Below are 20,021 nucleotides of genomic sequence, written 5' to 3'. Positions count from 1 at the left end.
TCTGCTCTTCCGTGAACCTTGCTCGCTTCATCTGTCCGTCCTTCTTCGGGCCGGACTCTAACTCCTTCTGGAGGAAATACGCAGTGGCAGGTCAGGATCGATATAGATTGTAGGGGTCCCACCACATGCTATCAGACCAATGTTATCTTTTCATTCGCGCGCGGTACCACCGCGCGCGACCAATCCTGAAGCCGTCTAAGAGAGACGCGTTGCCAACCACCAACGTGATAGACAAGATCAAATTGCGCGCAAAATATCCGGTTTAGATACAGAACGACCCACGTCTTGTTGTCCTGCTTGTGATTGTCGCGCACCTCGAATAGATTTTGCGCCACGCAAGAGCTGATCGTGGATGCGAGTTCGAAATACGGGTTGCCGGGACCATCCCGCCCAGCTTGCACCAGCGCCTCGCGATCCTGCGTGGAAAGGGCAATGCCCGTCACGCCAGGTGCATAAGGAGCGTTTGGCTCGTAGGTTTTCTCACGGCACATGAGGCCGATTGCTTCGATGAGGCGTTGCGCCTGGGGGCCGAGCGCGAACAGGCGTGGCAGCTCTTTAAATCTTTTCTCGGCAAGTTTGGTCAGGGCGTCGTTCTGAATTTTTGCGCTGACCGATACTGGACCGCTACCGCGTGAGCGCGTGATCTTTTGCGCATAAATATGGTCATAAAGGACCGCGCAAATCTGGAGAAATTCCTCGACATTGTAGGAGCTGAGTCGCACCACGCGTTCAATTCCGTAGAAATAGGGCACGTCGTGCCTCCGGCAAACAAACCGCTCCGCAGCGGCGGGCACGCCAGAGCCTGTCCGCGCTTCCAGATCGTCGTCCGACAGAGGTGCTAGATCCAGGGATGCTTGAACCTTCTGCTTCTCTCGCGTGATGAGAATGCCAATGCGGGTCCATTCGATCGCCTTGTCGAAAGGCTCTGCCGTGGAGGAAGCCGCGCTGGAGATCCACTCGTCGAAGAGGCCGCTACCACTTGCAAGGTCGCGAACCCTCTGCTCCATCTCTGGCAAGGCCTTTGCGATTCTGTCTTGGGTCGCGTAGTCCGTGACAGTATTCGATAGATAGTCGCCGAAGCTCTCCAGGTCGGTGCGCATCTGCGCCATGCGTCGGTTCGCGATGGACGTCACGAAATTCAGGTACTGCTTGGATTTGGCCGTGCTCCAGGCTTGCTCCATGCGCACTTCTTCGTAGTCGCGCCGCGGGATCGCGCCTGTCAAAAGTTCAGAAGGATTGATCACATAAGTTCGTTCTGCGAACCAGACGGATGCCCCCTGTCTGTGATCAAGCAGTTCGCTATACAGCAGAGTTCTTTGCCAAGGGCGGAGCCGATGGACATCGTCGAACATGACGATTGGCTTTGCTGAGACGGTCCTGCCATGAATGACGAACGACACCTGCGACAGCCACAGCACGGCATCAAACTGCATGTGAAGCGGCAGATCTACGGACGTGTTTCCGACGGCGTCGAGTTGAGCGAAGCAGCGAGACTCGACGTCCTCGGCCCATGCGCGCAGGGCGCTGAGGTCGGCGTTTCGCGGAATGGGCCCCTCGTCGAACAACGATGCTGCGTACTCACAGGTGATCGTGCCCAGGCCATTGGGATAATCAAGGTCATGGAGCGTGCACAGTGCTCGCAGCGACCGGAGAATGATGCGAGCATTCACCAGAGCGCGAAATAGCGCGCGAGACGTGCGTTCTTCGAGTTGAGGGCCGATTTCGGCGTATCCACTCGCGCAGGGAACGAGGATTCCAAATGCAAGCGCCGTCGCCTCGTCGACCACACCCAGCTGGGCCAGGCTTCGATGAATTTCGTCGTGCGGCGAGAGATGACGATTACGAATGACCTGGATCAGAGGACCTGGCGTAAATATTCGTAGAAGCGATGTTTTGCCCCCTCCGGGCGCGCTTCGCAGCACCAGCGCACTTGTAGCGAACAGATCCTGCGGAAGGATGCTCAGCACTTCAGGCGCAAAGTATCGAGAGAATATCTCGTCCGGCGAGGATGTCTCGGAGGTCCGAATGGCAAAAGCGTTCCGAGCCACTATGAGACCTCGCGGTGACGCACAATGCGCGGGAAGAGGCCACGCGCGCTGCCGACTTCGAGGGGATCGGCCCAGAGCAGATAGATACTATTGTTAGGGCAGTCGTGCGCCAGGACCAACGGCAAGCCACAGGCTGCGAAGCCGCGCTTGATGGTGTCTGTTCCTCCCTTCGCCTCGTGCTCGTCGAGCGGGCGAGTTCGATAGTAGGAATTGGAATCGACCAGGGCGAGAAACTCCTTGTCGCGCGGCGAAGCCAGGGCCATGTCGGGCGCAAGCTCGTAGACGGCGGTGATGCTTGGGACGGGAATCGATTGCTCTTTGCAGTAGGTGGCCAGCTTGCCGCCGATGTAATCGACGGCCGCCTTGGTCGCCACATACAGAACGATGTGCATCTTAATCGTGGAGTACTTGATCAGGCAGGACGCGTCTTCGTTAGGCTGAAACTGTTTCAATGCCTTGACCAGCTTGCCTTTCCATTGATCTTCCTCTTTGCGGATATACGAAATGCCGCTCGCCGAAAAATCGTCGATCAGCACAATTCTAGCGAACTGCGCATTCGTATCGCCGAGAGCTGATTGGAGGTCTTTGAGCATCCCCGCAGATTTCGGTTTACCGATTTCGTACGCCTGCCAGACTTGCTCATTGTCGAGGGAAGCTGCTCGCCGAAAGATATCCATTCTCGAGCCGTCGCTCAGCCCCAGGAAGAGCGTCTGACGCAGCGAACGTTGATAGTCGGGATGACGGACCACTTCAGTGATGCAATGGGGGGCGATTCCGGTGGAACTGGCGACATCGGTAATCAAGGAGGGGCGGATAACGTCGGGGAAGCTGGATTCGACGAGATGGCGCATGTCGGCTGCAGAAACGAAGACGACGCGGTCGCGCACGAAGGCGTAGGCAATCTCACGTTCGGCTTTGGTGGCGAACTGCTTCAACCAGAGGCAAAGGGCTTCGAGAAACTTTTGACCGGGACCGAACTGTTGATATTCGTCGTACTTGAACCGGGCCATCCGATCCAATCGCGGAAGTTCCTGGGCAAGTCGATTTTCGTCCCACTCCATGACGAGAGCGAGCAGGCGCTGCGCAAGTTCTTCCTTCATTCCTCCTCCGGGATGGAGCTCTCACGCGACGCAAGCGGGGCAGTCAAGACTCTCAGCTTCGACGCTCGCCTTAGTGGATGCCGGGAGAGCTGGGGTGCCGCCCTCCAGCAGTTTTGCAATCTGCTTCTGAAACACGTTCTTGGTCGATGCGTACATGCCGCCTCGAGCTCCTTCAAAGCCGCAATTCCAGGCAGCGAGCGCTTGGCCATAGTGAAGCGCCTGCGTCAGTTGGCCAGCCTTCAATTTTGACAGGCCCTCAGGTTGCAGCCTAAATATCTCGGTAAGAAGGCCGGCGCTGAACCAATCTCCGGAACCGCAGGTGTCAACCAACCGGGGCGCATTAATTGCCGGTATACTCAGCCAGTTGCTGCGCTTGCTGCCAAGCTTGTGCCGGTAGCGCAGCCCACGGTCACCCATGGTCTGGATTTCGATCGCAGTTGCCGTGCGCTCGGTCCAGGCCTTCTCGATTTCGGAAAGACGCGCATCCGCGTATTTCAAAACGTGAGCAAGTTCGATCGCCTCCCGGAGCAGCCGCGGTTCGGCGACGCCGGATGGCTCGTACATGATGAGAGCGCCATTCTTGGCAGCCAGGGCAGCCAGGTCGAGAATGCCTCTGGACAAGCGATCCATGAAGAAGACCTTGGCCGACGCAAGGTGAGGCGCAATCGAATCCACCACGGTTCGGGTGATAGGCTGGAAGCTGGGCAATCGCTTGCCGCAGCGAGGGCAGGCCCAGGAAAACGAATGAGTGGGTGTCCCGTCGCGCTTGCGACGGATCTGCTGGACGATAATCGGTGTGTGGGCACTGGGGGTGCAGCGGGCATGATCAAGATGCACCCCCCATCGGTTCATGTCGGCCTGCAAAACCTGGGAGGCGGCATCGTCACCGAGTCGCGCAACCGGATAGGAGTTCCACCCCAGATAGGCGAGCACGGTGAGCACATTACCGCAGGTCCCGCCAGCATGGGCTTGAAACGACGAGGACGAATCAGCGCTGACAATGAGGTCGAGCGCAATCAAACCGGATCCGAACGCGGTGGGGCGTCTGGTTCCGGTTTGTTTCGTGCCACGCGCCTTCGATGACCTGACGGCCGACGTTGGCCCGGCATCGCGCTGGGATCTGACGGGCATTTACTCTGCTCCCTTCAGGGGCGAATTGAACAGCCAAGTTACAACTTACGTGTGCATAGGGCGACCCGATTGTCGATTTCTCGGATCATTCCCACAGGAAACGCCCCTCGTGCGAACGCAATCTTCTCAAATATTCGAGGAGAACGGCCGGCCCACGCGATCCTTGGGACCCCAGATGCCAACACGTCGCAGGATCGAGGTTGACCTCGTCGACGCTCAGCGAAAGAGGTTCGGCGAGCAATTCGTGGTCGTTTCCCGGCCAGCGTCCCCGGTCGCCTACGCAAAGTATGGCGCCACTCCCAATCCGCTTTCGCATTGCGTCAATGACTGCCCCTTTAGCTCGCTTGGCGTCGATGATATCGATCGAATGACTTGATCTTACGACGCGGACGCCGCTGGCCCCCTCCGACAAAATAGCCTGCTGCGCGAGGAGCCACAGATGGTCTTCTCGCAAGGAATGCTTGGGCTCCAGGGTAATCTGATGCGCGCGATCCGTCTGCTCCGCACAAAGAGAGACCTCCGGTTGGGCCCGCAGACGAGCGGCAACCGCGGCCAAAGCCTCTGTCGGCCGAGACGTGTCGTTCGGCGATCTATCGTCACTCAATGGCGCGATCTCGAGGCCATTGTAGTAGCCGATCGTCACACTGGGCCACAGCGCCTTCGGCAGAACTTCGCGCAAAGACAAGCGCACCGATTTTCCGCGCCCCGTCGCGATGGCTAGGACCAAGCCATTTTCGATGAGGCGAACAAGAACTTGCACAATATCTTTGTCAGGCGGCAAGGTGCGCGCGCGCGCGTCCACGATTGTGCCGTCATAGTCGAGCACGGCGCCGGAGAACGAGGCCGCACGCAGTCGTTCGTCAAAGTCGTTATACGCACTCTGCCAGAACTTAAACTGCCCGCGTTCAACAAGCAGTGCGTGCGATGCGAAGGCCTTTCGTTCTATCGCGGCGATGTCAGCGCCACGACGTGATTTGACGGACTTCCTGAGGGGAAGACCGTAAAGCTTTCGTCCGAATTCCGGGACGCCCGGCCGGCCGGGATCTATGCCTCGGGCCTCGCCCGCCCATCCCGTCAGCAGCAGGGACGCTGCGAGGGCGCCAAGGGAGACCGCTTCCGGTGGGCCAGGCAATCGGAGACGAGCGACCGGGATATCGTCGGGTATCAGGGCGAGTGTCCGTTCCGCGAGCGGTTCGTCGTCGTCTCCAATGAGTGCAATGATCGCGCTCTCTCTTCCACGCTTGGCGAACCAGTGATGACGTCCGTGCGCGAAGTTTCGCCAATCAGCGTAATGAAGGTTCCCGATTGCTGCTTCGGTAAATTTTGATTCCAGGTCTATCGCACCAACTCGGGCAGTCGGACTGTGCAGCACGACCGTTGTCGACCGCCCCCACAAGTGTTCGGTAGAGTTGCGCCAAGTCGTTTGATTTTCTGCGGAGAGCAGGCGAGACATTTGCTGCTCAATGGCGTCCCAGTCGGCATTTGCTTGGGTCGCGGCCAGATAGGCCCGTAAGATCAGGGCGGAAAAGCCGAAGAGGGAATTGGTTGCCAGAAACCCATCCTTGCCGGCCGAAGGCTCGTAGAGCAGCAGATCGCAATAAGGATGCTGCTGAGTTCTATCCGACAGTCGGCTTTGCGCGCGTCCGCACAGAACCGCGAGCTGGCGAGGTTCGCGCGCCACCGCGTCCTCAAAGGCACCATTGATATCGACGTTGCTTCCACCAGCGCTCAAGAGCCAAATCGCGGCTGAACGTGGCGCAGGTTCGTTAAGCAACTCGGAAGGGGTCGCTGTCCGTCCAAGCTGGCCGGATAAACTTTGGTGCGTCTGAGCGAGGAAGTGCGCGGCGCTGAGCGAGCCGCCCGAGCCAACGGCCACAAGGGGGCCGAGCACAGCCGTTCGCACTGCGCGAGCCAAATCGTCGGTCGATGCCGATCCGGCCCACGTCAGCGTTTCGGTAAGCTTTTCAATCTCTTGCGCGTAGGGACGAGCCACTTCTCGCTTACCTTCCAGATGAGGTCTACGTCCTTATCATACATAGAACAAATAGGGAACAATTACATTGCGGCGGGGTTGTCGCCGCTTTCAACAATCCAGCCGATGTGGGCGGCAAGCTGGGTTGTGTAAGCGCGATTAAGATGCCATCGGAGGACTCGTTCAGACGGCCCCGAACTACGCTTTGGCGGCCCTGCGACGCTTGATTGGCGTTACGTCCCCCGCCTTCAGGTCTTCGTCCTGCGACAGCGTCGCCGACGCCTGGGAGCCGAGCAGGGTCGATATCTTATGGCCTGCTTCTTGGATCAGCCTCGCGAACTCCGCGACGTTCTCTTGGCTGACGACCGGGCACCCCATTGCGCGCAGGACTGCGTCGAAGCGGGCCTCGTCGATCGTTCCGTCGGCGTTGCGGGTCCGGGTGCGTGCCTCGTTCGCCAGATGCGCTCGCGCGCGCACCAACAGGCCGGGCGCCTCGTCTGCTGGGACCGCGACGACGCCGTCTGCGTCAGCGATTACGAGGTCCCCCGGCGCGGCCGCCATCCCCGCGCAGGCTACCGGCACATTGACCTCGCCGGCCCCATCCTTTGAGGGACCGCGGGGAGTGTGGCCACGGGCCCAGACCAATATCTCGTCGCTGTACCATTCGACCACGTCGCGCAGTGCGCCGTCGACCACGATCGCCGCTGGCGGCAGAGAATTATTTGCCCGAAAGCGCACTCTTAGCGCCTAGCCGACAGTCTATGGCTAACGAAGATCGCGTTGGCCGCAGCGCTAGCTCAATAGCCAAAACAATCAAAAATTGGGCTCGCAAACCCATGATGGTCGCCACATCAAAGCGTCGCACGGGAATTGGGAGCGTCGCAGGATGATTTCAGATTGTTTTCAGCCTGGCTTGCCAGTGATCAACCGGCTCGCCGGCAAAAGGCATGTTGTCATGAGATTACGGCACCTCGTGTTCTGGGTCGCTTGCCTGTCGCTGACCGGCTGCGGCACTTACATTCCAAGCCAAAGGGATTGGCCTAGATCGAGCTCGCGCGAAGTCGAGGATATGAATTCGACGCTCATTCGCAGTATCGTTTGCGAGCTGAGCTATGCGGTGACATTGGCGGTCAAGGAAGATCTGGCTCAAGCTCGCGAACGAGCCAATCATCGCGTGTACAGCAGCTTTCTCGCCAGGTGGGGTGTCGAAGTTGCGACGGATTTGACGGTCTCGGAGAACTCGACTGTCAATCCGACCGGTCTTTGGGAGCCAGTGTCTCCACTCTCCCCGGTATTCAGTCTTGCAGGCGGCATCAGCGGCGGTGCGGTTGCGACGAACGAGAACAATTTCAACGTCTTCTATCCGATCGCAGCGCTCTACAAGCCAAATCTCTTTCAACGCAACAGCACGGAGCGTCCGTGCCGCGATCCCTCCGGAAACAAGGAGGGCTCGCCGCTGGTGGACATCGATCTGAAGATCTTGCCGCTGCTCGAGTCCCGCATTCAAATCGTCAAGCTCGGCCTGGCGAGAGATCCGGACAACGTTGAACTGATCAAGGACGAGAAGAACGTGCTGACGCAAACAGTCTCGATCAAGGGAGACGGTTTCAGGAGACATCACACCGACGTGGAAGTTTACGACGGGCACGCTGAACCCGTCTGGAAACCTATTCAGTGCAGGTAGAGAGCGAACGCATCAGGTCGTGTTCACCTTCGGACCGTTGGCCAAGGGCGGCAAGTCGCTGTCGCCGCTCGCTCAGGCCTTCCACATCAATCAACAGCTCAGAGCCGGTCTTCGCGGTACCCGCATAATTCCTAAAGAGGAGGAATACAGTGAACGCCTCGCGCAAAAAGACAGGTCAGGCCAAGAAGTCGAAGAAGAGCAAGCCGAAGAAGGCTCAAGCGGTCGCAGCGGTGCAACCGCTTGCCGGCAATCCGCCCACTGCCGATGCAGCCGCAGATAGCGGCAATGAACGCGTGCGCGAGATCATCTCAGATCTGAACGTACCGTCTCTGCACAGCGACGACATCACCGACATCCTGCTGCACTGCGCCTCGGTCCTCAATTTGCGAAACGCGATCGACAATCCGAACGCCTCATTGGCGCACTCCTCGGCGCGCTACTGCTACACGAAGTCGGGAGATGATCCGACGGTCAGTATCTGGAGCGGAGGCTTCAAGGTGGGAGAGACGTCGGAAGCAAATGCCAAGGCGAGCGGTATTCCGCCCTGCGGGTGATCGCGCAACGCTCGCACGCAAAGATCGGGCGCCGGTCAGAGCGACGTCGCGTTGAGGGTAGCGACAAATGTCTCTGCGACGTCACCGCGCGAACACTGGATGCGCTCGTTCACGCCCCCTGCGGAACGCATATCGATCTCACCGTAAAGACAGATCGGTAGCTGCCGGTTGTTCTTGAAACGCAGGTCCGGACCGCCCTTGCGGTTCACGTAGCGCCAGGTCTGGTCCACCACAATGGCGTCAGCAGGTGGGGCCTCTTCCTCTATGAACCTTGCATTTCGAAACGTGAACTCGACATCCTGGTAGGCGAAGGCGGCGACCGTCCTGCCGGCGGTGACGAGGATGGCGTCAGGCGTCAGGTAGAAGGTCTCTTTGCCCAAAGGCAGTTTCAGGAATTCGACGTTGCTTTTGACCAGGTGCGGCTTGTCTCTGCTCAAGGCGATCCGGTGCCTTTGGATCAGCTTCGAGGCACCCGCGTTGCGCTTCCAATCCGCTTCCTGCATCTCGAGAGGGACGCTCCAGATCCCGCCGCAATTGGCCAGGTCGTGAAAGGCCGAAGCGAGGGCGTCAAACCGCGACGAATACTCCGCTGACAGCTCGTACTCGAGCGACACCGTGCTGGACTGGCGGCCGTGGATTGCCAGCGATCCGAGGATCAGAACCACGCCGGCCGTCAGGACAAAGGCCGCGACCGGGTGGACGGTCGAAGCCGAGCCGGCCACCATGAGGGCGCCAACGGCAATGAGCGCGGACAGCATCGCGATCAGTATCTTGTATCGCCGCCATCGGGATCGGGCGGCCGCCAGAGTTTGCGCAATGTCGATGGTTGAGTTGGCGACCAACTCATCGATCGGAGCACTGTCGATCACCGTGCCCTGGCTGATCTCGATCGGGCCAGGAGCGGGCGGCTGGTGTACGTGCGGCAGGGGAGGCGGCGAGGCGCTGGCGGCCGCGTATGGTTGGTAGGACGTCCACGACACCCCGGATCCCGGCAGACCGACCGTCGTTCGCGTGCCACGCGGGCCGAGAGTGTAGTGCAGGCCGTGCGGCCCCAGCGTGACACTGGCACCGCTCCCGCTCACATTAACGCGGACGCCGGGAATGATCTTGAAGCTGCGGCGAAATCTAAAGCCCATCGGAACAACGAATGGCAAACGGTGAAAGTAGTATCGTGCCAGTTTATCGCGCAGAGATCGAGCACTACAAGAGTGAGGGGGCGCTGGCCCGCAGGTATAGTTGATAAGTCTCCACCGGAGTCCTGACCCGACGTAAATCCTGATATCTAGCGTACCGTCGCGTCGCTCGATCCGGCGCTCCAGAATCAAATTGCTTGGGGGAGCAATGCCCGCAACTGCTTTTTCAGTCAAATTCGCCCGCGAACTCGATGTCGACCAGCTCGCGATGCTGATGACAGGCGAAAACCCGACGGCCGAACGCGATGGAGCTGAGCTTCTCAGCGCATCTGGCGAGGCGATCCGCGCCGATATCCAATGCTCATCGTGCGGCAAGTTCGGTCCACGCGTGGTTCGCTCCGCAAGGTCGCGCGCATCAAGGGCTGTTCTCCGGCAAGCGCACTTCAGGTTCGTCGATCCCGATGGTGGCGATGCCCACCACCCATTCTGCGAGTTCCACGGCGACGACGAGGATCGATCCGCGCAGCCAAGTCTCCTCGACTTCGGTTCGGAGAAGAGCACAGAAACCAGGGCCGTGCGGCTCCTGGTGTGCAAAGGCATCGAGCAGGGGTTATTTGACCAGCGGCGTATTCGGGACATGCGCCAGTGGTTTTTCGATCTCAAGTCCGCCAGCCGGTTCACCTTGACAACCCCACCAGAGGCGATTTCGTGGACGCGAGCGCTGCATCGTCATCCCAGCTACCAGCGTTGGACATTCCATCCAGCTCAGGCGGAAATGCCCGCATTCAACTGGAAAGCCGCCGCCAAGTATCAGTTCACCGAAGATCATCAGCACCTCTTCGATCTGATAAAGGGTGTCCCAATCGACGACGGGATTTGTCGACAAGCGGGAGAGCTTCTTCGCAAGCACTATCAGCGCGAGGTGTTCGATCCGACCGTACTCCAACGCTACTAAGATGCAGCGGTCTCGCTTGCCGCCTTCGTCGCTGCGAATGGCGGCATCGATTTTGGTAAGGTCCGTCCGGAGTACTATAGGATGAAGGGAGCTCCGGTCGCGTTGCTCGCGCTGTGCGCATTGGTGCTGTTCGTCTCGAATTGGCATATGACTGCTGCTATCGCAGCCTTCTCCAGGCTGTTGTTGGCACCGGCGTCCAGTGATCTCACGCTCGGTAACGTCATGGCCCTAAACCCATTTCACGAGTACGCGGCGTGGCGGATCCTTATCCTTTCTGCGCAGGTGGCTGCCGAAAGCCCCGGCAGTCTGGACTACGATCGCAAGCTTGCCGCAACTGAGACCGCGCTTCGTGAGCAGCATCGTCGATGGAAGGAGCAGCAATCCTAGCACGGGCCGAGCGGCATCCGAGCGCGCGCCACAGGCCGCGCAGCATGGGACGATCGTGAGTGGGCCAAATGGATCAGGCAAAGAAGCGAGTTCAGGGCAGCGACGACAATGCTCGGTCGAAAAGCCAGCGTCATTGTCTGAGAATTTTCTCCATGGCCTTTCCACGCGCCAGTTCGTCGATCAACTTGTCCAGGTAGCGGATTTCTTGCATGGTCGGCTCTTTGATGTCTTCGACGTGCATGCCGCAAATCACGCCCTTGATCAGCGCCCGCGACGGATTGAGCCGAGGCGCCTCTGCAAAGAACGTCTCGCAATCGGTCTTGCGTGCTAGCTGGGCCTCGAAGTCTTTTTGATCATAGCCGGTCAGCCAGGCGATGATTTGATCGACCTCGGCCTTCGTGCGCCCCTTTTTCTCGGCCTTGGCAACGTAGAGCGGATAAATGCTGGCGAAGCTTGTCGTGTAAATCCGGTGTTTTGCCATGGCGCCACTTTCCTAAAGATAGCTGGTCAGTCGACAGGGCAAGCCTGTCAGGCGCAAAGGCCTTCAGTCCGCGACATACGGTATCGCCGAGCGTTTGATTGCAAGGCGCATCTGATGGGTGGCGAGGAGAGCCTCCACCGCCCAGACCTGCTGTGGCGCGAGGGCTGGACCTATGATGATTTCCTCGATGCCGCAGTTGTTGGGATGCGAAATCGAATTGTGGATGATGACTTCGTTGAACTGACATGACCGGTAGGGGACAAGCCCGGCACGGGAGACGCGGGTTTTCAGCCCGGGCGGCCAGGATATTCCGGCCCAGACCAGACGGGATTCGCACTCTTCACGGAAATGCTCGTTTTTGAGCACAAGCGCCGTTTTGAGCGCATGCGGCCACCATCGCTTGACCTGGGCGCGAGCGCCTTCCGCCTCATCGGTGCCTTCCGACAGAAGTGCCATGAGCAGGGCGACAGCCGCGTCGGCCGCCGCGTGCTGCTGTTCGGTATCGTAGATCACGGGCGTGATGTCGAAGCCTTGCGCTGCGGCGTTCTGCAACAGCCAATCGGCGTCGAAGCCGATCGAAAAACCCTGTCCGCGATTGTAGCCGCGCCATTGCGACAGCAGATCGCCGTTGGAGGTGAGGGATCCGACGAAAGCATGGACGCTTTCGCTGTGCTGGCGAAACAGCGTTATCGTTTCCCAGGCGAGCGACGATATCTGCCGGATCTCGGCGCCCCGGCGCTCAATGGCCGCGAGCACGATATCCCAGCCGTGCCGGAACTCGGAGGTGTCGTTGAGAAAACGGTAGTGTGAGGTCCACAGGGACTTGCCGGCAACGATGCCATGGAGGCCGGCGGCGGAGGTGTAGTGGTACAAGATCATGCGGTTCGAGTGGCCTTCGCGATGAAATTCAGACAAGCACGATTCCCGGCTGCTTGCGGTCAACCTCGACAAGCAGGTCGCGAATGTCCCGAACGCTGATTGAAACCGAGACTGTGCTTCGCGAGAACGGGCGACGGCGGGCAGTGCGCCAGCGGGCGGTGACGCGAATAATCTGATCGGCCTGATTGCCCTGCAGTGTCGTCCTGAGAATCCTGATCTCGGCCTTTTCGCCGGGAGATATCACGACAATCGGACGATCCCCATCTGCATCATTGACCTGACGCGTTGCGGCCCTGAGGACGTCGTGAAGTGCTTCTCCTTCGGAGAAGCCGAGTAGCGGCGGCGAGGCCTGGACGGTCTCGACGATGATGGTCTCGTCCCTCGTATTGAAAACGTGGAGCTCGATGCCGCCGCTCGTGGTGTCAAAGTTGAGCCCGGGCGAGTTTCCGACCACGCGGTCGTAGACCGCCTTCGCAGCCGAGGCGGCGCCGGGCAGGAGCTTGGAGAGACCGAGCCATTCGCCGATCACGCTGCGACCTGCGACAGAGCCCGGATCGCTGCCTCCTCGATCTCACCGGCGGCGTCGATCAGCTGGCAAAGATGTGGCGAGCCGTCCTCCAGGGCGTCCGCAGCATCGAGGCAGGCCCTTGCTCCGGATAGCGCGTCGAGCCAGAGGCGCGGGACGTCGGTCGAGGACGGGCAGGCCAGCAGGTCGTCGAGTTCGGCGCGCGGCGGAATGCCGGCCGAGACGATGTCGGATCGTTGCATCATGACGGGACCCAAGCGTGCAAACTGATCGGGCCGAAAGCATATCCGATTCGGTTGCTGCCTTGGGCGGGGCGGGGGCGGTGCCCAAGGCTTGGCAGATCCGCTTGGCACAGACCACTTGGCGGTTCATTGGCCTGGTATCGACCAGGCGTGCAGATAGCGCCGGAAGAGCTAGAACGCGGTGGCTCCGTCCTTCAGGGCCGAGCCGGGCTCCCGGGCCGCCAGGCGCCCATTGAAACCAGGGCGGAAAATCGGTGCACAGGACACGTCAAAACGTATTTCATACGTTATAGCGTGTTTTGTCCGGGCTTCCGAAATGCATCATCCTGCCGGATGAGGCCCCGGAAACCGGCATATACACTAAGATTGCTTGCGCGAAACGTGCGGGAACGTCGGCTGCGCAAATCATGGACGCAATATGACCTGGCCGACGAAACGGGCTTGCGCCAGGCGCTGGTCAGCCAGGTCGAGGCTGAAAAAGCCAATCCCACCCTGCGGTCGTTGCACAGGATCGCGTCCGCGCTCGGCGTCCAGGTCGCCGAGCTGCTGCTGCCACAAGGCACCGTGCTCGCGCGAGGGACGAAGCCGGCCGCGCGTGGCGGGGGAAAGAAGTCCACGAAAAAGGCGGGGAGTCCCGCGAAATCGCGGCCACGCTGACCCAATCCAGTCGGCTCGCGCTCTATAAGCTCGGTCCTGAACCGCCCTTGACGGTCCGCTTGAGCGGCGCCGGCAGGAACGCGTCGATCTCCTCGTCGGTGAACGTCAGGTCTTCCTTGTTCTTCAAGGCGTCCTGGGCCTTGCCATAGGCCTTGCCATCGGTGTGGGGCGCGATGCGATAGATCTTGTGCAGCTGGGCCTGTAGCTCGTCGCGGCGTCGGCGCAGTTCAGCGAGTGAAATCGCGCCATCGCGGGTGTCGGCGAGCAGGCTGAGATAGGCTTCTCTTATATTCCATATGTCTGAGGCAGCCTCGCGATGCCTTTGCGCGGCCTCGCCGGGGTCGATATCCTTGACGTAGCCGTTGACGAAGAACAAGGCGAACGCAAGCACCGCCGTGGCGTAAGGAAAGTAGACCGAGCTGGGGTCGAAGATCACGCCGACGGCACCGATCGTAGTCAGTCCAGACAGCACGATCTGGACGAGCTTGATGTGGCCGAGACGGGCAGCATAGCCCTCGGCCATCTTCTCGTGGGTCTTGTGGGTGTAGGCGCAGCGTCCAAAACTTTCCCGCACCTGGCTTTCGAAGGCGTAGCGCTCCGGCTCAGCCGGGATAGAGGGAGCCAAACACCTCTCTCCATTTCTGTCGTCGGGACCATTGATGATTGTCGTCATTGTACTGGATCGCCTCGCTCGCGCGCAGATATGCGCTGCGCGCCTTGTGTTCGAACACGCCTTTGCGGTGGACGTGAGAGCCGCTGCCGGGCGCGCGCCAGACGGTCTGGTTCTGATCGTGTTTTGACAGGTAGTCGAAAAAATCGCGCGCCATGAAATCGTGATAGAAGAACGACTTGTCGCGGTGCGGATAGGTCTCGATGAACTGATACGCCAACGTGTCGATCAACATGCCGCTGATTGGGACCGCGCAGTGGCGCGCAGACCCGCATCATCCGGCCGAGGTATTTTAGATTTTTGTTGGTCAGCGCGCTGCGGGTGTCGATTGCGGCGATCTCGGCGCGAGGATTGCAGTCTTTCCAGCTGCCGCCGTTATTCGCATTCGGAAAGGTCCAGCTGTTGCTGCTATTTTCGAAGGCCGGCAGAACCTCGAAGGTCACATTGTCATCGAACGAGATCACCACGACCTGGCCATCGCCAAAACTCTCCGAGGTCCGGTAGGTCTTCTGGATCGACTTCTTGACGGCCTGGAGCAGGGCCGACTGTCCATTACCTTGATGGTTGTTGTACTGATGATAGACGGTATTGGGCAGGATGAAGCCGATGTCGAGGTCGCTGAGGCCCTTGGCCGCGGTGTCGCGGCCGTAGGAGCCGACATAAAGGCTGTGCGCCGTCTCGGAATTGGTGTTCCAGAAATCGGTGTTGAGCTGGCGGGTGATGCGCTTGTAGCGATAGGAGATCGACGCGATCTGCTCGGTCGTGATCTGGTAGTTGTTCTTGAATTTTTGAAAGTCTTCCCCGACGCCCATGCATGCCCTTGCGCGTGTCGCTGGCCGGTTGGCCCGCTTGCCGGTCGATGTGGGGAGGGGTTATGTTCAGGCAAGCGGGGACTGCGACGCTGTCCACAGCTTTGGCAGGCCAGTCGAATCCTTGCCCGGCGAGAGGCCAATCGGGGATGGTGCGAGGCGGAGGTGACGCCCGGCACCGGCGACGGTCGTGATGGACGAGGTGCTGGCGAGCGCCGCAACTGCAATTGAATCCTTACCGAAAAGGTGGTGGAGCGAGGCACGACCGCGCGCCGGATGTCCGTGACCGGCCCGGACCGTCGGCGCTCTGCGGCGGCTCTGTTCAAGGATTCAAAAGCAAACCGGGCCGGTTGGTGAGCGCTGCGGACGGTGCGCCCAGCGGCGGCGGCACGGTCGAATAGAGGGCGGAGTTCGACCGCAACTTCCACGAGTATTTGAAACGGGCGCTTTCAGGGGCGTGCCGCAGGGGCGCGGATGTGGTCACGCGGCAATCACGGCAACGTGAAACGCGTGGGCAGGATGGCCGGTTGGTTGCGGGGTTTTGGCTGACCGATCGGCGCGGTTGTGTGACGTTCGGGCGCGGCGTCGAGCGGCAAGGACCGAGCCTAGGCGTCAGCGGCGCGGGCCGCAAGCTTGGCGGTTGCGGCCGGCCGGCTTCGAGGCGGCAGCATCCGACAAGGGGGCTGTCGCGCGCCGCCGGCGCCCGGAAAACGCAAAACGAAATATGATTAGGAAATACAGCCAGAGATCATTTTCGCGCGCGACTTTTTCTGGTTGTCACCTGGTTGCAGGATGGAACCGGAGCGGGGCCGATGGCGGCCGTCAAAGGCCCGCCAAAGCGCGCCAAAACGAGCAAAACCGGCGAGAACCGAGGGAATTTTTGAGGCGGCTGTTTGCTCCATTTGCCCACCCCAAGAAGGGGCCGAATCGGATCTATTATGATAAGTCATTGATTTGGCGTCGAAATATTTTTGAAAGTCAGCGGCTTGTAGAGTGTCAGAAGTTCTCCTATGTTTCTGACAACTGGAGTATGTGCCATGAGCACCCTGAGCACCCGGATTCTGGAATTCACCAAAGAGCTGCCGGAAGGCGCGCCGATTGCTGCCAAGGCACTTTTACATCTTGGAAAGCGGGCTGCCGTCGATCAGGCTCTGTCGCGTCTTACCGAGCGAGGAAAACTCCTGCGCGCGAGACGAGGGGTCTATTTGCGTCCGGTCGAAAGCCGTTTCGGAGTCAGAGCTCCGTCGGTTGAGAAGGTCGTCGAGGAAACCAAGGTCCGTAGCGGTGAGACTATCGTGTCCAGCGGAGCTGCGGCGGCCAACCGTCTTGGTTTGACAACGCAGGTACCGGTTCGCCAAGTTTACCTGACGTCCGGTCCGTCTCGCGAGCTTCACCTCGGCAAGCAAGTTGTGGAGCTCAGGCATGCACCTGGTTGGCAGCTCACCCTTGCAAACCGTCGAGCAGGCGAGGTGGTGCGCGCGCTTGCCTGGGTTGGTCCAAAGACGGCACGACAAGCGCTGCGGTCTGTCAGTGAGAAACTCACTCCGACTGAAGTGAGCGAGCTGAAGTCCGCCGCCTCTTCATTGCCGACTTGGCTTGCCGGACCGGTAAGCGAACTGCGTGTCGGATAAGTTCTTAAATCTATCAGACGCCGAGCGTCGAGAGGCGCTCGGTGTTGCTGCCTCAAACTCCGGACGGCCAGCCCATCTGCTCGAGAAGGACGTCTGGGTCGTTTGGTGTTTGAACGCGCTTTTTTCCTCGGCGCTGGGCGACCATCTCGTCTTCAAGGGCGGAACGTCGCTCTCGAAGGCCTACGGTGCCATCCGCCGTTTTTCGGAAGATGTCGATCTGACCTACGACATCCGGACAATAGCTCCGGATCTCGTGAACACGAACGACGACAACCCTGTTCCTCAGAACCGCAGCCAGGGCAAGAAGTGGAGCGCGCAGGCGCGAGAGCGTCTTCCCGTCTGGGTTCGAGACAAGGCGCTGCCCGTCATTAATCAGCGCCTGAAGGACGACAAGCTCAACGCAAAGGCTGAAGCCAAGGACGACAAGATTTTCGTCACATACAATCCTTTGGAGAGCGGGAGCGGTTATGTAAGTCCTGCGGTGATGCTCGAATTCGGCGCACGATCCACAGGCGAGCCGAGCGAGATACACGAGGTCGTTTGCGACGCCGCCCAATACCTCGAGACGCTCGAATTTCCCGCGGCCAAGCCGAAGACCATGAAAGCGGAGCGTACCTTCTGGGAAAAGGCTACTGCGATCCATGTCTTTTGCGTTCAAGGCAAATTGAAAGGTGAGCGTTTTGCCCGCCACTGGTACGATCTTGTGCGATTGGACGATGCCGGAATTGCAGAGAAGGCACTGAAAGACCGGAAGCTTGCTGCGGTTGTCGCGGAGCACAAATCCTGGTTTTTCTCGGAGAAGGATGCTGCAGGCTCGGTCATCGATTATCGCGCAGCTGTCGGTGGTGCATTGAAGCTCGTTCCCGAGGGAGAGACGCGAGACGTCTTAGAGCAAGATTACAAGCACATGGTGGCCGATGGGCTTTTGCTCGACACGCCAGACAAGTTCGATGAATTGATGCAGCGCTGTGCGGACATTGAAACGCGGGCCAACAAACCGTCCTGAATCGCCAGCCAGCATCGGCAGGACGCGCTAAGGCGAATCCCGATCGGTGGACGAAATCACGTTAACAACTTCGAATTCGTATCTGCGGTAGGAGATTCTGACTTCTGACCTCCTGTGTCGGAAATTAGGCGAAGAGCCTGATCCGGTATGAACCGTCCCTGCGCGGAATCATCGTTTGGCTGCTGTTTGTCGCGCGCTGGCATGATGCCGTAGTTGACCGAGCGAAATCAGGGACGGTGAGCGGGAAGATCGCGCGCGGTTCAGGATGATAACAGAAGCTTCTGTCCCGCCGAGATAGGGAAGACTTCATAGGGCACCAGCGGGTCACCCTCCCACGGTCCCTTCGCGCCGAGGCCGATCACTCTTGCTCGCGCATGCTTCGACTATGAGACGGGTTCGCAGAACGATTGTCATCAACAGCTGTGCCGGTATCATGACACGGCCACCCCAGTCGTCCCGGATAGCGGCGAAATGTTCGTCGTTTGTTCATTTTAGGTGATACACAACCCACAGGAGTTTGACGGACAGGTTTGCCAAATAGTTGAGTTCTTTTTAGTATTCGTTTTTCGGTTTGGCGATCTGATTTATGGATGCTTCTGTCGCGTCTGCGGGGATGACGCTTGCCGAGCGCCTGGCAGCCTTAACCCGGCGGGGTCTCGATCTTTCAGCGGTTTTTACAACTGTCACAACGCACGCCGCGGTAGACGGCACAAAAGCCGTTGCCCATTGCCATCATGTCGCGCTCGACGGCAGCTCCTTGCCCCGCCTCTCTGACTTCACGGATGAAGTGGCGAACTGGCTGCTCGATTACGTCACGCCCCGTCGGTTGCTGATGGCTGCAAGCTCATCAACAGATCTGGAAGCTCGTTTAAAAAATGAAAGGCTGCGTCGGCGGGCGATCGACACCTTCAAAAAACACGGGATGTCCGGCGAGCAGGGAGAGATGCTGCTGTTTGTTCTCGCCGAGAGCTTTTTGAAATTGCCGCAGTTGCTTTGCAAAATGGACCTCAAGACCGATGGCGAGATGCATTTCCACGGGTTGGACGGTGTGCATTGCGGGCCCTGCGATCGACCCGACGAGCTCGCCATTTATTGGTGCGAGTCAAAGGTCCATAAAGATCTTGATGGAGCGTTATCGGAGGCCTTCGACGGCCTGAAGCCTTTTCTCCTTGGGCCGGGAACAGGTGGATCGGACAAACGACGTGAACTGGCACTTCTCGATCATTACATGGATCTCGCCGACGCCGAATTGCAGAAACAAATTATAGACTCGATCAACCCACACTCGGTCGCTTTCACGAGGTTTCGTGGCGGGGAATCTGTCTCGTGGGATTCGATTACGATTACCCACAAAAGCCTAATCAGATCAAACATGCCGAATTCACGGCCAAAGTGAAGGCGGCATTCCCCGATTGGTGCAAAATGGCCAAATCGCGTGCGGTAAACCGCGGGATCGAAAGTTTCGAGATCCATATTTTCTATGTGCCGTTCGGATTTTGTGACGACTTTCGTAATGCAATGAAAACGTCGTTGGGATTGACGTCAGAGCTGGCTCCGGAAATCTGGACAGGGCGATAAGTGGATTTTCTGCCTGACGGCGGGCAAGATTGTCCCGCGAATCAGGAGAGACGATGAGCAGACGAGCCCGCCGGCAACACGCACCGGCATTCAAGGCCAAGGTGGCGTTAGCGGCGATCAAGGGCGAGATGACGCTGGCCCAGCTGGCTGAGCATTTCGACATACACCCGAACCAGATCACGCAGTGGAAGTCCCAGCTTCAGGAAGCGGCGGCGAGGTATTTGGTCCTGGCGGCGGCAACAGAACGAGAGAGCCCGCGGTGGACGTGAAAACGCTGCACGCCAAGATCGGGGAGCTGACGCTTGAGAACGATTCCTAAGAAACGGCATCGCCGACGTTCGGCTCGAACGGCTGGAGAAGAAGCCGAATGCCTTGGCACGCCGATGCAAATTGTTGACCACTCGCGTCCGGTAGCGCGTCTCGTATGACGAGGCCCCGGGATCGACATAGTCCATTCCGTATCGCACAGCATTGTAGAACAGACCTGCGATCTTGCGGGCCGCGGCGGTCACGGCCTTGGCCTTGCCGACGCGCGATGAAAGTCGCCTGTAAAAGGCGCCGAGCGCAGTATCGGTGCG

21 protein-coding genes and 2 pseudogenes are annotated in these 20,021 nt (G+C 59.3%); 9 read left to right on the top strand and 14 right to left on the bottom strand.

The features are described 5' to 3' along the window. Nucleotides 1–131: 131 nt before the first annotated feature. The 5 genes from GA0061099_RS36295 to GA0061099_RS36275 all read right to left on the bottom strand — a co-directional run bounded on the left by GA0061099_RS36295 (nt 132) and on the right by GA0061099_RS36275 (nt 6,947). The gene (locus GA0061099_RS36295; protein ID WP_074448459.1) at nt 132–2,048 is read right to left on the bottom strand and encodes an ORC-CDC6 family AAA ATPase; all 1,917 of its coding nucleotides are present in this window, start codon (nt 2,046–2,048) and stop codon (nt 132–134) included. Then, nucleotides 2,048–3,148 (bottom strand): phosphoribosyltransferase-like protein, encoded by a 1,101-nt coding sequence (locus tag GA0061099_RS36290; protein WP_074448458.1) that lies wholly within the window; start codon nt 3,146–3,148, stop codon nt 2,048–2,050. Before GA0061099_RS36290 ends, GA0061099_RS36295 begins: the two co-directional genes overlap by 1 nt. A 21-nt stretch (nt 3,149–3,169) precedes the next feature. After that, nucleotides 3,170–4,279, bottom strand: a complete 1,110-nt coding sequence (locus GA0061099_RS36285) for a PfkB family carbohydrate kinase (RefSeq protein WP_083235164.1) — start codon at nt 4,277–4,279, stop codon at nt 3,170–3,172. A gap of 85 nt (nt 4,280–4,364) precedes the next feature. Further along, the gene (locus tag GA0061099_RS36280) at nt 4,365–6,272 is read right to left on the bottom strand and encodes a sucrose-6-phosphate hydrolase (protein ID WP_074448456.1); all 1,908 of its coding nucleotides are present in this window, start codon (nt 6,270–6,272) and stop codon (nt 4,365–4,367) included. A 177-nt stretch (nt 6,273–6,449) separates the two neighbouring features. Further along, nucleotides 6,450–6,947, bottom strand: coding sequence for an RraA family protein (locus tag GA0061099_RS36275; RefSeq protein ID WP_244621033.1), 498 nt, complete (start codon nt 6,945–6,947; stop codon nt 6,450–6,452). A gap of 190 nt (nt 6,948–7,137) precedes the next feature. On the opposite strand from GA0061099_RS36275, the gene GA0061099_RS36270 reads away from it, so the two are divergent. Together GA0061099_RS36270 and GA0061099_RS36265 are read left to right on the top strand one after the other, a co-directional pair. After that, a complete protein-coding gene (locus tag GA0061099_RS36270) occupies nt 7,138–7,935 on the top strand; it encodes a hypothetical protein (protein ID WP_141697759.1) in 798 nt (265 codons plus the stop codon). A gap of 149 nt (nt 7,936–8,084) precedes the next feature. After that, entirely contained in the window at nt 8,085–8,489 is a 405-nt protein-coding gene (locus tag GA0061099_RS36265) for a hypothetical protein (protein ID WP_074448453.1), read from the top strand. Nucleotides 8,490–8,524: 35 nt separating this feature from the next. On the opposite strand, the gene GA0061099_RS36260 is transcribed toward GA0061099_RS36265, so the two are convergent. Continuing rightward, nucleotides 8,525–9,625, bottom strand: coding sequence for a DUF4236 domain-containing protein (locus GA0061099_RS36260; RefSeq protein ID WP_074448452.1), 1,101 nt, complete (start codon nt 9,623–9,625; stop codon nt 8,525–8,527). A 205-nt stretch (nt 9,626–9,830) separates the two neighbouring features. On the opposite strand from GA0061099_RS36260, the gene GA0061099_RS36255 reads away from it, so the two are divergent. Both GA0061099_RS36255 and GA0061099_RS42420 read left to right on the top strand, forming a co-directional pair. Further along, nucleotides 9,831–10,577: a hypothetical protein gene (locus GA0061099_RS36255; protein ID WP_244621032.1), complete on the top strand. Its 747-nt coding sequence runs from the start codon at nt 9,831–9,833 to the stop codon at nt 10,575–10,577. Nucleotides 10,578–10,658: 81 nt separating this feature from the next. Then, nucleotides 10,659–10,964 carry a hypothetical protein gene (locus GA0061099_RS42420; RefSeq protein ID WP_244621031.1) on the top strand — a complete coding sequence of 102 codons (306 nt, stop codon included), beginning with the start codon at nt 10,659–10,661 and terminating at the stop codon, nt 10,962–10,964. 130 nt (nt 10,965–11,094) lie between these two features. Here GA0061099_RS42420 and GA0061099_RS36250 read toward each other — a convergent pair whose 3' ends face one another. The 4 genes from GA0061099_RS36250 to GA0061099_RS36235 form a co-directional block, all read right to left on the bottom strand. Next, entirely contained in the window at nt 11,095–11,445 is a 351-nt protein-coding gene (locus tag GA0061099_RS36250; RefSeq protein ID WP_074448451.1) for a DUF2200 domain-containing protein, read from the bottom strand. 63 nt (nt 11,446–11,508) lie between these two features. Next, on the bottom strand, nt 11,509–12,360 hold the full coding sequence (locus GA0061099_RS36245) for a DUF2971 domain-containing protein (protein ID WP_141697758.1): 852 nt from the start codon (nt 12,358–12,360) through the stop codon (nt 11,509–11,511). Continuing rightward, nucleotides 12,353–12,853, bottom strand: coding sequence for a hypothetical protein (locus GA0061099_RS36240; RefSeq protein ID WP_074448449.1), 501 nt, complete (start codon nt 12,851–12,853; stop codon nt 12,353–12,355). The genes GA0061099_RS36245 and GA0061099_RS36240 overlap by 8 nt, the downstream gene beginning before the upstream one ends. Beyond that, entirely contained in the window at nt 12,850–13,095 is a 246-nt protein-coding gene (locus GA0061099_RS36235) for a hypothetical protein (RefSeq protein WP_074448448.1), read from the bottom strand. Before GA0061099_RS36235 ends, GA0061099_RS36240 begins: the two co-directional genes overlap by 4 nt. 330 nt (nt 13,096–13,425) lie before the next feature. Here GA0061099_RS36235 and GA0061099_RS36230 point away from each other — a divergent pair, with 330 nt between their 5' ends. Continuing rightward, nucleotides 13,426–13,749, top strand: coding sequence for a helix-turn-helix domain-containing protein (locus GA0061099_RS36230; RefSeq protein WP_083235163.1), 324 nt, complete (start codon nt 13,426–13,428; stop codon nt 13,747–13,749). 22 nt (nt 13,750–13,771) lie between these two features. On the opposite strand, the gene GA0061099_RS36225 is transcribed toward GA0061099_RS36230, so the two are convergent. The 3 genes from GA0061099_RS36225 to GA0061099_RS41655 form a co-directional block, all read right to left on the bottom strand. After that, on the bottom strand, nt 13,772–14,374 hold the full coding sequence (locus GA0061099_RS36225; protein ID WP_074448446.1) for an SLATT domain-containing protein: 603 nt from the start codon (nt 14,372–14,374) through the stop codon (nt 13,772–13,774). A 44-nt stretch (nt 14,375–14,418) separates the two neighbouring features. Further along, entirely contained in the window at nt 14,419–15,231 is an 813-nt protein-coding gene (locus GA0061099_RS36220) for an SMODS domain-containing nucleotidyltransferase (RefSeq protein ID WP_244621030.1), read from the bottom strand. Nucleotides 15,232–15,956: 725 nt separating this feature from the next. Then, entirely contained in the window at nt 15,957–16,130 is a 174-nt protein-coding gene (locus GA0061099_RS41655) for a hypothetical protein (RefSeq protein WP_158644911.1), read from the bottom strand. 135 nt (nt 16,131–16,265) lie between these two features. Between GA0061099_RS41655 and GA0061099_RS36215 the strand changes: the two genes are divergently transcribed. The 4 genes and pseudogenes from GA0061099_RS36215 to GA0061099_RS36195 all read left to right on the top strand — a co-directional run. Beyond that, nucleotides 16,266–16,859 (top strand): DUF6088 family protein, encoded by a 594-nt coding sequence (locus GA0061099_RS36215; RefSeq protein ID WP_074448445.1) that lies wholly within the window; start codon nt 16,266–16,268, stop codon nt 16,857–16,859. Beyond that, a complete protein-coding gene (locus GA0061099_RS36210; protein ID WP_074448444.1) occupies nt 16,849–17,865 on the top strand; it encodes a nucleotidyl transferase AbiEii/AbiGii toxin family protein in 1,017 nt (338 codons plus the stop codon). The genes GA0061099_RS36215 and GA0061099_RS36210 overlap by 11 nt, the downstream gene beginning before the upstream one ends. Before the next feature lie 586 nt (nt 17,866–18,451). Beyond that, a complete protein-coding gene (locus GA0061099_RS36205) occupies nt 18,452–19,261 on the top strand; it encodes a HamA C-terminal domain-containing protein (protein ID WP_083235162.1) in 810 nt (269 codons plus the stop codon). Between the two features lie 235 nt (nt 19,262–19,496). After that, nucleotides 19,497–19,756: pseudogene (locus tag GA0061099_RS36195) on the top strand (transposase); the annotation flags it as partial. A gap of 2 nt (nt 19,757–19,758) precedes the next feature. On the opposite strand, the pseudogene GA0061099_RS43420 reads toward GA0061099_RS36195, so the two are convergent. Beyond that, nucleotides 19,759–20,021: pseudogene (locus GA0061099_RS43420) on the bottom strand (IS110 family transposase); the annotation flags it as partial.

The sequence above is a fragment of the Bradyrhizobium yuanmingense genome (assembly GCF_900094575.1).
Taxonomy (GTDB): Bacteria; Pseudomonadota; Alphaproteobacteria; order Rhizobiales; family Xanthobacteraceae; genus Bradyrhizobium; species Bradyrhizobium yuanmingense.
Note: the sequence above shows the minus strand (reverse complement) of the source record. Positions and strands in the feature narration are given on the sequence as shown.